Origin of the sequence: Propioniciclava sp. MC1595 (assembly GCF_017569205.1) — a bacterium.
In the GTDB taxonomy this organism is placed as follows: Bacteria; Actinomycetota; Actinomycetes; order Propionibacteriales; family Propionibacteriaceae; genus Propioniciclava.
The window spans coordinates 1717143-1730029 of sequence record NZ_CP071870.1 but is presented as its reverse complement, the minus strand read 5'-3'; the positions used below and the strand labels follow the sequence as shown (position 1 = coordinate 1730029).

14 protein-coding genes are annotated in these 12887 nt (G+C 71.3%); 7 read left to right on the top strand and 7 right to left on the bottom strand.

Annotated features, from left to right (window positions below):
• Window positions 1-3 precede the first annotated feature (3 nt).
• Together J4N02_RS08190 and J4N02_RS08185 are read left to right on the top strand one after the other, a co-directional pair.
• Window positions 4-867: a polyprenol monophosphomannose synthase gene (locus J4N02_RS08190; protein ID WP_188334340.1), complete on the top strand. Its 864-nt coding sequence runs from the start codon at window positions 4-6 to the stop codon at window positions 865-867.
• On the top strand, window positions 867-1361 hold the full coding sequence (locus J4N02_RS08185) for an FxsA family protein (RefSeq protein WP_182818606.1): 495 nt from the start codon (window positions 867-869) through the stop codon (window positions 1359-1361). Before J4N02_RS08190 ends, J4N02_RS08185 begins: the two co-directional genes overlap by 1 nt.
• A gap of 4 nt (window positions 1362-1365) precedes the next feature.
• On the opposite strand, the gene J4N02_RS08180 is transcribed toward J4N02_RS08185, so the two are convergent.
• From J4N02_RS08180 to J4N02_RS08170, 3 genes are all read right to left on the bottom strand, one after another.
• Window positions 1366-1698 carry an RNA polymerase-binding protein RbpA gene (locus J4N02_RS08180; protein ID WP_188334339.1) on the bottom strand — a complete coding sequence of 111 codons (333 nt, stop codon included), beginning with the start codon at window positions 1696-1698 and terminating at the stop codon, window positions 1366-1368.
• Between the two features lie 67 nt (window positions 1699-1765).
• Window positions 1766-3109: an MFS transporter gene (locus J4N02_RS08175; RefSeq protein WP_188334338.1), complete on the bottom strand. Its 1344-nt coding sequence runs from the start codon at window positions 3107-3109 to the stop codon at window positions 1766-1768.
• Window positions 3106-3900 (bottom strand): glycerophosphodiester phosphodiesterase, encoded by a 795-nt coding sequence (locus tag J4N02_RS08170; RefSeq protein WP_188334337.1) that lies wholly within the window; start codon window positions 3898-3900, stop codon window positions 3106-3108. Before J4N02_RS08170 ends, J4N02_RS08175 begins: the two co-directional genes overlap by 4 nt.
• 72 nt (window positions 3901-3972) lie before the next feature.
• Between J4N02_RS08170 and pdxY the strand changes: the two genes are divergently transcribed.
• Window positions 3973-4827, top strand: a complete 855-nt coding sequence (gene pdxY / locus J4N02_RS08165; RefSeq protein WP_182818925.1) for a pyridoxal kinase PdxY — start codon at window positions 3973-3975, stop codon at window positions 4825-4827.
• Window positions 4828-4842: 15 nt separating this feature from the next.
• Here pdxY and J4N02_RS08160 read toward each other — a convergent pair whose 3' ends face one another.
• Window positions 4843-6366: a UDP-N-acetylglucosamine 1-carboxyvinyltransferase gene (locus J4N02_RS08160; RefSeq protein WP_188334336.1), complete on the bottom strand. Its 1524-nt coding sequence runs from the start codon at window positions 6364-6366 to the stop codon at window positions 4843-4845.
• A gap of 79 nt (window positions 6367-6445) precedes the next feature.
• On the opposite strand from J4N02_RS08160, the gene lpdA reads away from it, so the two are divergent.
• From lpdA to J4N02_RS08150, 3 genes are all read left to right on the top strand, one after another.
• Window positions 6446-7843, top strand: coding sequence for a dihydrolipoyl dehydrogenase (gene lpdA, locus J4N02_RS08155; protein WP_182818954.1), 1398 nt, complete (start codon window positions 6446-6448; stop codon window positions 7841-7843).
• A gap of 78 nt (window positions 7844-7921) precedes the next feature.
• A complete protein-coding gene (locus J4N02_RS17400) occupies window positions 7922-8206 on the top strand; it encodes an MFS transporter (protein WP_375539367.1) in 285 nt (94 codons plus the stop codon).
• The gene (locus J4N02_RS08150) at window positions 8119-8670 is read left to right on the top strand and encodes an MFS transporter (RefSeq protein ID WP_188334335.1); all 552 of its coding nucleotides are present in this window, start codon (window positions 8119-8121) and stop codon (window positions 8668-8670) included. The genes J4N02_RS17400 and J4N02_RS08150 overlap by 88 nt, the downstream gene beginning before the upstream one ends.
• Here the strand turns inward: J4N02_RS08150 and J4N02_RS08145 are convergent.
• On the bottom strand, window positions 8656-9849 hold the full coding sequence (locus tag J4N02_RS08145) for a peptidoglycan DD-metalloendopeptidase family protein (protein ID WP_188334334.1): 1194 nt from the start codon (window positions 9847-9849) through the stop codon (window positions 8656-8658). The two genes, J4N02_RS08150 and J4N02_RS08145, sit on opposite strands and share 15 nt — an antisense overlap.
• A 227-nt stretch (window positions 9850-10076) precedes the next feature.
• Here J4N02_RS08145 and J4N02_RS08140 point away from each other — a divergent pair, with 227 nt between their 5' ends.
• Window positions 10077-11003: a hypothetical protein gene (locus J4N02_RS08140; RefSeq protein ID WP_208090902.1), complete on the top strand. Its 927-nt coding sequence runs from the start codon at window positions 10077-10079 to the stop codon at window positions 11001-11003.
• A 4-nt stretch (window positions 11004-11007) separates the two neighbouring features.
• Here J4N02_RS08140 and J4N02_RS08135 read toward each other — a convergent pair whose 3' ends face one another.
• Both J4N02_RS08135 and J4N02_RS08130 read right to left on the bottom strand, forming a co-directional pair.
• Window positions 11008-12345: a prolipoprotein diacylglyceryl transferase family protein gene (locus J4N02_RS08135; RefSeq protein ID WP_188334333.1), complete on the bottom strand. Its 1338-nt coding sequence runs from the start codon at window positions 12343-12345 to the stop codon at window positions 11008-11010.
• On the bottom strand, window positions 12342-12851 hold the full coding sequence (locus J4N02_RS08130) for a hypothetical protein (RefSeq protein WP_188334332.1): 510 nt from the start codon (window positions 12849-12851) through the stop codon (window positions 12342-12344). The genes J4N02_RS08135 and J4N02_RS08130 overlap by 4 nt, the downstream gene beginning before the upstream one ends.
• Between the last annotated feature and the right edge of the window lie 36 nt (window positions 12852-12887).

Here is a 12887-nt window from a genome sequence, read left to right as displayed (position 1 = left end):
CCCATGCCGCAGTCGTACGACGGCCTCGGTCGGATCCTGGTCATCATCCCGACCTACAACGAGATCGACAACGTCGACATGATCACCGGTCGCCTGCGCGCCGCCGTCCCCGAGGCGCACATCCTCGTCGTGGACGACAACTCGCCCGACGGCACCGGCCGCCGCGCCGACGAGCTGGCCGCAGCCGACGACCACATCCACGTCCTGCACCGCCAGGGCAAGGAGGGTCTGGGGGCCGCCTACAAGGCGGGCTTCGCGTGGGGCCTGGGCGAGGGCTACGACGTGGTCGTCGAGTTCGACGCCGACGGGTCCCACCAGCCCGAGCAGCTGCCGCGCGTCCTCGCCGGCCTGCACGAGGCCGACATGGTCAAGGGCTCGCGCTGGGTGCCGGGCGGCTCGGTCGTGAACTGGCCGCTGCACCGCGAACTGCTCAGCCGCGGCGGCTCGATCTACACCCGCCTGATGCTGGGCCTGCCGGTCAAGGACATCACCGGCGGCCTCAACGCCTTCAGGGCCGACACGCTGCGCGCGATCCTCGACGACCCGATCGACGGCCAGGGCTACGGCATCCAGCGCGACCTGACGTGGAACGCGCACAAGCGTGGCTACCGCATCAAGGAGGTCCCGATCGAGTTCATCGAGCGGACCGCCGGGGAGTCGAAGATGAGCGGCGACGTGGTCAAGGAGGCCATGATCCGCACCACCGAGCTGGGGCTGAAGCACCGCGGCAAGCAGGTCAGGGACGCCGTGGCCGCCCTGCGCGGCGGGCCCGAGCACGCCGGCGAGGTCGCCGGCCGGTTCGTGGGAGCCGTGTCCCGTGCCGCCCGCGACGCGGCGCGCGAGTTCCGCAACGGCAGGGCGCGCTGATGCGGCGCGCCCCGTGGGTCCTGCTCGGCCTCGGCGTCCTCGCGGTCGCCGAGATCGCCCTGCTCGTCTGGGTCGCCGGCGAGATCGGCGTGCTCTGGACGCTGCTGGTCCTGCTCGCGCTGGCCGCACTGGGCGGCTTCCTGCTGCGTCGCGAGGGGGCCCGTGCGTGGGCGTCCCTGCGCGAGGCGCAGAACGACCCCGACACGGTCGGGCGGAAGGTCTCGGACGCCGCCCTGGTCCTGGTCGGCGGGCTGCTGCTGATGCTGCCGGGCTTCCTCACCGACGTGCTGGGGATCCTGTGCCTGGTCCCGGCCACCCGCCCGCTGGCCCGCCGCGGCGTCCAGTCGGTGCTGAACGCGGCCACCCGCCGGTACCGCGACCAGGCCGACCTCCTGGACGCCAAGCTGCGCCCGGACACGGTGGTGCGTCCCGACCCGGCCGTACGGCGCGAGCCGGAGGACCCCACCGTCATCCGGGGCGAGATCGTCGACTGACGCCTCAGGTGTCCTTGCGGATCTCCTCGAGGCGCTCGGCGAGGATGTCCTCCAGCTCCTCGATGGAGCGGCGCTCCCGCAGCATGTCCCAGTGGGTGCGCGGGGGCTTGACCTCCTTGGGCTCGGGCTCGACGCCGTCGGAGCGGCGGGCCATCTGGCCGCAGCGCGGGCACTCCCACTCGGTGGGGAGCTCCGCCTCGGCGGCGAACGGGATCGTGAAGTGGTGCTCCTTGGGGCAGTCGAACGAGGTCTCCTGGCGAGGAGCCAGTTCGACGCCCGCGGGGTCGGCGAGGCTCTTCGAGCCCAGGCCCTGACCCCTCAGTGCCTTGTCTGCCATGGTGTCCTCCTTCGTCGACCCCAACGCTACCGGGCGGTCCCAATGTTCCCGAAGGGGTCGGCGGGCATCAGTCGACGGCGTGGTCGGCGGGCTCCTTGACCGGGATCAGGACGAGCAGGCCGGCCAGCAGGATCAGGACGATGCCCATGATGCCCCAGTAGGCGGTGTTCTCCTCGCCGGTGATGGCCGCACCCAGGCCCACCGCGAGGCCGAAGGCGGCGGGGGAGAGGAACGAGATCGCGCGGCCGGTGGTGGCGTAGAGGCCGAAGATCTCGCCCGCCTTGCCCTCGGGGATGAGCCGGGCGAGGAACGACCGGGACGCCGACTGCGCCGGACCCACGAAGGCGGTCATGGCCATGCCGAGGGTCCAGAAGACGATCTGCCCGCGGTCGTGCAGGAAGAACACGCCCAGGCCCAGCGCGACGAGCGCGGCCAGCGAGATCAGGATGACCTTCTTGGGGCCGATCCAGTCGTCGACGTAGCCGAACAGGATCGTCGAGACGCCCGCGACGATGTTGGCCACCGCGCCGAAGATGATGACGTCGCCGGGGGAGAAACCGAAGGTGAGCGAGGCCAGCACGGCGCCGAAGGCGAAGACGCCCGAGAGCCCGTCGCGGAACAGCGCGGAGGCGGCGAGGAAGAACACCGTGTGCGGGCTGGAGCGCCACAGCTTCTTGATCGAGTCCACGAGGAGGCCGTAGGAACGCACGATGCCGACCTTCTCCACCGGCGCGGTGCGCGGCTTGTCCTTCAGGGCGAGGAAGGTCGGCAGGGTGAACAGCAGGATCCAGACGCCGCAGACGATCATCGATGCGCGGATGTCCATGCCGTCGTCGCTGGTGACGCCGAACAGCCCGACGTCGGGGGAGATGAAGCCGAAGTAGAGCACCAGCAGGGCGACGATGCCGCCGAGGTAGCCCATGCCCCAGCCGAAGCCGGACACACGACCGACGTTGTCCTTGGTCGAGACCTCGTCGATGAGCGAGTAGTAGTTGACGTTGGCCAGCTCGCCGATGATCGACGCCACGCCCAGGATGCCCAGCCCCAGCCACAGGTACTCGGGCGCGGGCCGCACGAAGAACAGGGCGGCGGCGAGGGCGGCGATCAGCCAGGTCTGCCAGCGCAGGTTGAACACGGTGCGGCCCGTGCGGTCGGAGCGCTGACCCAGAACCGGCGCGATGAGCGCGACGATGAGGCCGGCGATCCCGGTCGACAGGGCCAGCGCCTGCGCGGTGACGTTCTCGGGGCCGAAGGCCTGGCCCGTGATGTAGACGCTGAAGACGAACGTGATGATGACGGTGTTCAGGGGCTGGGTGCCCCAGTCCCACATCGCCCACGCCCAGACCTTGCGGCGGGGGCTGGGCCGGTTCCCCTCGAGGGCGGAGCCCTCGACCGGCAGCGAGTTGGTCATGCGTGTCCTTCCCACAGGTCCCGCTCGACCAGGACGGCCTTGAGCGTGGCGAGGTTGTCGGTGACGATCCCGTCGACACCGAGGTCGATGAGGCGCTCCATGTCGGGGCGTTCGTTGATGGTCCACACGTGCACCACGGCGCCGTGCCGGTGCGCGGCGTCGACCATCCCGCGGGTGAGCAGCCGCCGCCCGGTGCGGGGCTCGAGCTCGGGCATCTGGAAGGCCTGGCCCTGCAGCGGCCACACGCGGCGCAGGCCGGGGGCCAGGCCGAACACGCCGACCTCGAGCGGGGACGCCGACGTCGCCACGCGCCCGCCCGTCCGCTTCCGGAACGCGGTGATGCTGGCGAGGTGGAAGCTGCCCACGCACACCCGGTCGTGCGCCGCGTGGCGCTCGATCGTGGACGCCAGCGGCTCGATCGCGCCGGGGGCCTTGATGTCGATGTTGAACCGGGCCTGCGGCAGCGCCTCGAGGAGGTCGTCCAGCCGGGGGATGGGCTCCGACCCGCCGATGCGCGCCCGCTCGACCTCGGCCCACGGCAGGGCGGCGAGGCGACCCGCGGCGTCCGTCACCCGGTCGAGGACCTCGTCGTGGAACGCGACGAGGACGCCGTCGGCCGTGGTGTGCACGTCGGTCTCGAGGTGGCGGAACCCGAAGTCCCACGCGGCCTTGAACCCGCGCAGGCTGTTCTCGACCTCGATGGGGGCCTCGTCGGTGATACCGCCGCGGTGGGCGAGCGCGATGAACGGCGCGTCGAAGTACGCGTACTGGTCCGCTGGTCGCCCCCGCATGGTGCACACCTTAGGGAACAACCGTGACACGGTGATGAACGCCGTCCGCGGTTGGGTGCAGAATGGCCTCTTGTGACCACGATTCTGTCGATCCAGTCCTCCGTCGCCTACGGGCACGTGGGGAACAGCGCGGCGACCTTCCCGCTCATGCGGCTGGGCTGCGAGGTGTGGCCGGTCCTGACGGTGCACTTCAGCAACAACACCTCCTACCCGAGCAAGCGTGGCCCGCTCCTGCGCCCCGAGGACGTCGCCGAGGTCGTCGAGGGCATCGACGAGTTGGGCGTGCTGCCGCAGGTGGACGCCGTGCTGACCGGCTACCAGGGCGCGCCGGCCATGGGTGCGGAGATCCTGCGGATCGTGGAGAAGGTCAAGGAGCGCAACCCGGGCGCCGTGTGGTGCTGCGACCCGGTGATGGGCGACGTCGGCCGCGGCATGTACGTGCTGCCGGGCATCCCCGAGTTCATCCGCGACAACGTCGTGCAGGCCGCCGACGTGCTCACCCCCAACCACTACGAGCTGAACTTCCTGACCGGCCGCGAGGCGACCACGCTGCCCGAGGTCCTGGAGGCCGCCGACGCACTGCGCCTGAAGGGCCCCGACGTGGTGCTGGTGACCTCCGTGGTCGTCGAGGAGTCCGAGCCCGAGACGGTCACGATGGTCGCGGTCAGCGACGACGGCGCGTGGTCGGTGACCACCCCGCTGCTGGGCCGCACGTTCACCGGCTCGGGCGACCTGACCTCGTCGATGTTCCTGGCCGCGCTGCTGGAGACCGGCGACGTCGAGGCGGCCGTGGGCCGCACGGCCGACATCGTCTACTCGGTGCTGGAGCGCACCACCGGCCTCGACCAGCGCGAGCTGGCCCTGGTGGCCGCGCAGGACGACCTGGTCGCCCCGCGCTTCCACTTCGAGGTCACGAAGGTCCGCTGAGGCGCGGCGCCGGCGTCAGTCGAAGAACACCTGGATGTCGGCGCCGAGCTTGTTCAGCCGGTTCGCGATGTCCTCGTAGCCGCGGTTGATCACGTAGACGTCGCGCAGGACGGTGATGCCGCGGGCGGCCATCGAGGCCAGGAGCAGGCACACCGCGGGGCGCAGCGCCGGCGGGCAGATGAGCTCCTGGCTGCGCCAGCGCGTCGGCCCGTTCACGACCAGGCGGTGCGGGTCGAGCAGCTGCGTGTCGGCGCCCAACTTGTTGAGCTCGAGCAGGTGGATGGCCCGGTTCTCGTAGACCCAGTCGTGGATCAGCGTGCGACCCTCCGCCTCGGCGGCGATGACCGCGAAGAACGGCAGGTTGTCGATGTTGAGCCCCGGGAACGGCATGGGGTGGATCTTGTCGACCGCCGCGTGCAACTCGGAGGGGTACACCGTGATGTCGACCAGACGGGTGTTGCCGTTGACGGCCCTGTACTCCTCGGACAGGTCGAACGTGAGGCCCATGTCGGCCAGGATCGCCAGCTCGATCTCGAGGAATTCGATCGGGGCCCGTCGGACGGTGATCTGGGACTTCGTGACGACGGCCGCCGTGATCAGGCTCATGGCCTCGATCGGGTCCTCCGACGGCGCCACGCGCACGTCCGTGGCGATCTCCTCCAGGCCGGTGACGTTCAGCGTCGTCGAGCCGATGCCCTCGATGGTGACGCCGAGGGCCTGCAGGAAGAAGCACAGGTCCTGGACCATGTAGTTGGGCGAGGCGTTGCGGATGACGGTCAGGCCGGGGTGGAGCGCCGCGGCCATGAGCACGTTCTCGGTGACGGTGTCGCCGCGCTCGGTGAGCGTGATGTGGCGCACCCCGGCGTCCCCCTCGCGCACGTGCGCCTGGTAGTAACCCTCGGTGGCCTGCACGTCCAGGCCGAAGGGCTGCAGGGCCTGCAGGTGCGGGGTGACGGTGCGCGTGCCGAGGTTGCAGCCCCCGGCGTAGGGGAGCTGGAACTCGGGCAGGAGGTGCAGCAAGGGGCCGAGGAACATGATCACCGAGCGGGTGCGGCGCGCGGCCTCGATGTCCATGCCCGCCAGGTCGAGCACGTCGGGGCGGACGAGCTCCAGCTCGGACTTGTCGTCCGACCAGGTCACCTGGACCCCGATGGACTCCAGCACCTCGAGGATCCGGTTGACCTCCTCGATCTGGGCCACGCCCTCCAGCACCGTGCGGCCGCGGTTGAGCAGCGAGGCGCACAGCAGGGAGACGGCGGCGTTCTTGGAGGAGCGCACGTCGATGGCGCCGGCCAGCTTGGTGGGACCCTTGATCCGCAGGTGCATCGTGCGCACCGACGGCGCGAGCGCCGGGTCCTGCAGGGTCGTGGCGATCCGCGTGACGTTCTCGAGGTCGAGCTCGCGGGCGCCGGTCTCGATCGCGCGCAGGTCGGACGGGTCCAGGTCGAGCGCCGCGGCCACCTGCTCGGGGGAGAGGCCTCGCTGCATGCGCGCGTCACGGATCAGCCGACCGATGCTCGCGGAGTTGTTCTGGGTCACGCTGATCGAGTCTAGCCCTCAATCGGGACGAGGACGGACCCGTTCTCCGCGGTGCCGCGGTCGGTAATAGAGTGGCCGCATGAGCTCTCACTTCGACGTCGTTGTCCTTGGAGCGGGCCCCGGCGGCTACGTCGCCGCCATCCGCGCCGCCCAGCTGGGCAAGAAGGTTGCCATCATCGAGAAGGAGTACTGGGGCGGTGTCTGCCTGAACGTGGGCTGCATCCCGACCAAGTCCCTGCTGCGCAACGCCGAGCTGGCGCACATCGTCACCAAGGAGGCGAAGGCCTTCGGCATCAGCGGGGACATCTCCGTCGACTACGGGGTCGCCTTCACGCGCTCGCGCAAGGTGTCGGAGCGCATGATCGGCGGCATCCACTACCTGATGAAGAAGAACAAGATCCAGGAGATCCACGGCTGGGGCACGTTCAAGGACGCCAAGACGATCGAGGTCGCCACCAACGACGGCGCCACCGAGACCGTCACGTTCGACGACTGCATCATCGCCGCCGGCGCCACCACCAAGCTGCTGCGCGGCACCCAGTGGAGCGAGAACGTCATCTCCTACAAGGAGCAGATCCTCGCCGACAACCTGCCGAAGTCGGTCATCATCGGCGGCTCGGGCGCCATCGGCACCGAGTTCGCCTACGTGCTCAACTCCTACGGCGTCGACGTCACGATCGTCGAGTACCTCGACCGGATGGTCCCGAACGAGGACAAGGAGGTCTCGGCCGAGCTGGCCAAGGCCTACAAGAAGCTCGGCATCAAGGTCCTGACCGGCACCGCCGTCACCTCGGTCGAGGACACCGGCTCCGGCGTCCGCGTCACCGTCGAGCCCGCCAAGGGCGGCGAGGCGACCGTGCTCGAGGCCGACAAGATGCTGCAGGCCATGGGCTTCGCCCCGCGTCTGGAGGGCTACGGCCTGGAGAACACCGGCGTGGCCACCGACCGCGGCGCCATCGTGATCGACGACTACATGCGCACGAACGTGCCCGGCCTGTACGCCATCGGCGACTGCACCGGCAAGCTCATGCTGGCCCACACCGCCGAGGCGCAGGGCGTCGTCGCCGCCGAGACCCTCGCGGGTGCCGAGACCATGCCGATCAACTACGACATGATCCCGCGCGCCACCTACTGCCAGCCCCAGGTCGCCTCGTTCGGCTACACCGAGGAGCAGGCCAAGGAGAAGGGCTTCGACGTCAAGGTCGGCAAGTTCCCGTTCTCGGCCAACGGCAAGGCGTGGGGCCTGGGCGACGCCACCGGCTTCGTCAAGGTCGTCACCGACGCCGAGCACGGCGAGATCGTGGGCGCCCACATGATCGGCCCCGACGTGACCGAGCTGCTGCCCGAGCTGGTCCTGGCCCAGATGTGGGACCTGACCGCGCACGAGGTCGGTCGCGCCATCCACGCGCACCCGACCCTCTCGGAGGCCCTCAAGGAGGCCGTCGAGGGCGCCGTCGGCCACATGATCAACTTCTAGGCCACCACGACCAGCGACCACGCAGGGACGCCGCGCCGGCTCGGCGCGGCGTCCTTCGTCGGTTATGCGGCCGGGGACATCGCCAACAACCTGGTCTTCTCGTTCCAAGCGGTCTTCCTGGTCGTCTACTACGTCAACGTCGCCCGGCTCGACCCCTACGACGTCGGCGTCCTGCTGCTGGTGGTGCGGATCTGGTCGGCGGCCTGCGACCTGATCGCGGGGCGGCTGGTCGACCGGCGGAGCTCCGCGCGGGGCCGCTTCCGCCCGTACCTGCTGTGGGCGACCCCGCCGCTGCTGCTCGCGGGTACTGGACGTGCTACCGGACCTGCCGCGAGGACGTGCCGGTCGAGGTGCACCCCCTGACGCTCCGCCAGACGTGGGAGGCCGTCCGGACCAACCGGCCGTTGCTCGTGCTGTGCGCCTCGACGCTGGTGCTGCTGGCCGGCCAGTTCACGATCGTCGGCGCCCAGGCCCACTACGCCATGCTGGCCCTGGGCGACTCCGGCGTGCTGTTCTGGATGGCGTTGGCGAGCGCGGTCTCGTCGCTGGTGATGGTGCCGCTGGCGCCCCGGCTGTCGGCCCGGTTCGGCGTCCGGCCCACGTACGTGGGGATGGCCGTCGTGGCGGCGGTCGGAGCGCTGGGCATCGCGCTGGCGCCCACCAGCGTCCCGTTCGTGCTGGCGTGCTTCGCCCTGCAGGGGCTCGGTTCGGCGCCGATCAACGCGCTGATGTCCGCGCTGGTCGTGCTGGTCGCCATGGTGCCGGGCGTGCTGATCCTCGCCGGCGGGCTGGCGATCCTGGCCTTCGGCCGATCAGGCGTGGAGTGAGGCGAGGGGGCCGATGTACTTCTCGGGGTTCACCGGGCGACCCGACTCGTAGACCATGAAGTGCAGGTGCGGCTTGGTGGACAGGCCGGTGTTCCCGACGTAGCCGATGACCTGGCCGCGCTCGACGCGCTGGCCCCGGGTGACGACGGCGCTGGCCATGTGCAGGTAGCCGCTGCCGACCTTGGGGGTCCCGGCGACGGTGCCGTGGTCGATCTTGACGTACAGGCCGGCGGAGGCGTCCCGCGCGACCGTGGTGACGGTGCCCGCCTCGGCGGCCACGATCGGCTCACCGGCGCGGTTGCCGATGTCGATGCCGTTGTGCAGCCGCCACGTGCGCAGGATCGGGTGGAACCGCTGGCCGTACGGGCCCGTGGGGCTGCCGAGCGTGCCGGTCGGCTGGCGCAGGGGAGTGGCGGCGTCGGGCACGGTCACGGGGGCGGCCACCGGCGCGAGGGCGCCGGAGTAGGCGCAGGCGTAGTACGCGGCGACGGCCCCGCCGGAGTCGAGCTGGATCCAGGAGCCGACCTTGCGCCCGGCCATCGGCGTGCCCTCGGTGAGGCGGCCGATCTCGGCCGAGGCGGTGGTCGCCTTCGCGCGGACCCGGACCCACGGCGTCCGGCAGACCTGGTGGGTCGCCGCGCTCGGGGCCACGCGCTGGGGCGCGGGCGCCGGGGCGGGGGCGGCGACCGGCGCGCTGGACGCACACGCGTAGTACGCGGCCACGTGGCCGCCGTTGTCCAGCTGGATCCACGTGCCGACCTTGCGGCCGCTGAAGGTGGCGCCCTGGTTCAGGCGTCCGACCTCCGCCGAGCGGGTGGTCGCGTTGGCGCGAACCCGGACCCATGGCGTCCGGCAGACGGCGAAGGTGGAGCCGCTTGCGGTGGACGCCTGGGGGGCGGCGGCGCGGCCGGAACCGGCGCAGGTGTAGTAGGCCGCGACGAAGCGCCCGTCGTCGAGGCGGAACCACGAGCCCTGCTGCGTGCCGGTGACCGCGGTGCCCCGGGAGAGGCGGCCGAGCTCGCGGGAGTTGGTGGTGGCCGCCGAGCGGACGCGGACCCAGTCGTGGTTGCACACCACACGGGTCTCGGCCGCTTGGGCGGGGGTGGGGGCCACGAGGACCCCCACGACCGCCAGCAGGGCGGCGGCGAAAACTGAGAGAAGTCGGGCGGTTGGGCGCACGGCTGTATTCATCTCCCCTGGACCGTTGGGTATGACTGGGTACGGCCGGTGGGGGTGGTGTGGCCTCTTGAATGCTCCCTGCAAGCGCGGACGCCCATCAACCCGAGCCGACGAAATGGCGGCGAACTCTCAACCCTTGGCTGAGAGATTCCTGAAGACCATCAGGTCCCGGGGACCGGTGGGCGTGTCTGCCCCCTGCGCACTGGCTCCCCGCCTAGCCTGCCGTTGTGGAGGAGCGTCGCCAGTACCGGTGGAACGTCCAGCCCCGGTTCTTCGTGATCCTGGGGCTGTTCCTGGCCCTCGTGTTCGGGGTGTGGGGGATCGTCAACGCCATCGGGGGCGCGCTGCAGCCCCGCGGGGTCGAGCTCCCGCGCGGGGGGAGGACGCTCTTCCCGGAGTACCGCCTCGTCGGCTACTCGGGCTACCCGGGTTCGGCCGCCCTGGGCCGCCTGGGCACCGGCGACATCGACGAGCGCATGGACGAGATCGAGCGGGTGGGCCAGGACTTCCTGCGTGGGCGCAAGCTGCTGCCCGTGATGGAGCTCATCGCCGTCACCGTGCACTCCCAGCCGGGTGGGGACGGCCTGTACCGCTCCCGGGCCAAGGACGACATCATCGCCAGCTGGCTCGAGACGGCCCGCAAGCACGAGGCGATCCTGCTCCTGAACATCCAGCCCGGGCGCGCGCGCTTCATCGACGAGGTGAAGCACCTCGAGAAGTGGCTCGTCGAGCCCGACGTCGGGCTCGCCCTCGACCCCGAGTGGGCGGTCGGCCCGGAGGAGGTGCCCGGGGACGTCTACGGGCACTCGACCGGCCCCGAGCTGGACGAGGTCGCCACCTACGTCGCCGGCCTGGTCGCCGAGCACGGCCTGCCCGAGAAAGTGGTGCTGTACCACCAGCTGCACGCCGACATCATCTCCGAGGAGGAGAAGCTGGTGCCGCACGAGGGGGTGGCCCTGGTGAAGTCGATCGACGGCATCGGCTCGGCCGCCGCGAAGGTCAACGCGTGGAACAAGATCGTGGCCCAGACCCCCGACCACGTGAACCTCGGGTTCAAGCTGTTCTACGAGGAAGACGCCCGCCACGGCCCGCTCATGTCGGCCGACCAGGTGATGGAGCTGCAGCCCGAGCCCGTCTACGTGCTGTACGAGTGAGGAATCAGCCCGACAGGCGCGACAACGGGGCGCGCGAGTCGGGCAGGTCGACGCTCATGGCGGCACCGCAGACGACGAAGAAGAGGACGCCCAGGGCTGCGGCGGCCGGCCAGGCGGCGAGGTCGGGGGCCGGTGCGGGCGCCGACGGCACGAGCATCACGAGGGCCCCGACGACGAACATCGCGACCGCGAACCACTGGTAGATGCGCAGCCCGGCCACGATGCGGGTCAGAGGCTCGCCGCGGTAGGCCTCCTCGATGAACCGGACGGTGCCGGCGCCCACGAGGTAGCCGCCCATGACGAGCGTGAGCGGGGCGTGGGCCAGCCAGGCCGCGAGCAGCACCGAACCGAGCACCAGGTTGCCCAGGATCGAGTACAGCTGGGTCGGGTGGATGGTGACCCCGCTCAGCCCGGCGTGCGCGCAGGCCCGCGAGTGCGGGTTGGTCACCACGATCCCGGACGCCGCGGGTGCACCGTGGCAGCAACCCTGCACGAGGCAGCGGAGGCGCCCGACCGCCTGGGTCCAGGGGGCGACGAGGGCGAAGGCGGCGAGCAGCACCGCGTCCTGGGGGCTGGCCAGCACCCACGCCCCGCCCAGCACGGCGATGGCGGCGAGGCTGCCGAAGTAGCCGAACGGGCGGCTCAGGCGCTGGGAGGACCCGACGAGGAGCTGACCCATCACCATCGCCCCGACGGCGCCGGCCACCATGAGGAGCGCGACCGGGGCCGCGTACCGGGCGCCCGCCGCGAGGACCGCCCCGGCGGCGCCGACCCCGCCGGCGAGGCCTGACCAGACGACGTGGTTCATGATCCGCACGGGCCCCAGGCGCACCGACGACCAGCTGTTGGCCAGGCGCTCGGTGGCGGCCAGGAGCGCCTGCCACCCGGGCGGGTTTCGGCGCAGGGCGAGGACGGGCCTGGGGAGTTCGCCGAACCGCTCGAGCAGCGACAGGCGCTCGTGGCCCACGGCCAGGGCCAGGCACCCCAGCACGGCGGTCGGGGTGGACACCCAGAGGCCGCCCGGGGATCCGAGCGCGAGGGCCAGGCCTCCCGTGGCCAGGCAGAAACCCGTGTAGATGGGGTGCGGGACGAGCCCGAACACGCCGGTCGTGACCAGGCGCTCGGGCGGGAACGCGTTCATCGGCAGGCCGCGGCCGCGCACCATGAGCGTGCCCAGGCCGAAGACCATGATGGCCGCCCCGGTGACCGTGAGTGCCCAGCCGACGCCCGGCAGGCGCGGTGTCGGGAACGGCACGGGGACGCCGCCCAGCGCGACCAGCAGGGCCGGGACGACCACCACGAACAGGGCGCCGTAGCCGACGCGGGCGAGCAGGCCGCTCATCCGAAGCGGACCTCCTCGTGGACCACCCAGCCGTCGTGGGGGGTGCCGTCGAGGACGAGCTGTCCGCGGGAGAGGTACTTGGCCTCGTGGAGGTGGCGCAGGGTCGCCGGCAGCAGCCGGGACAGGACGCCGCTGAAGGGGCCGAGGAGGGTGGCCGGGACGCTGTCGACGCGGATGGGCCGGGTCTCGCCGAGGTCCAGGGTCGCGTGGCCGTCCGGTGCGGTGACCTCGGTGACGGTGGCACCGTCCATGCGGGTCCACGTGTGAGCGGTCGAGGACCCGGACACGTCCAGGCCGGGGGAGAACAGACGGACGCCCGCGGCGTCCGCCTCGATGCGGCCGCGGCGCAGGGACTGGCGCTGCCGGACGGGCGCTCCGGGGGAGTCGGCCTCGATCGAGGCCGTGTAGTCGAGGCGGAGGGGGCCGAGGGTGAGGTGCGCGACGTACCCGATGAACAGGGCGCCATCGGGGGTGACACAGTCGGCGTACCACTTCGTGAGGCGCACGGGGACAACGTAGACCCGCCGGGCGGTCCGTGCGTG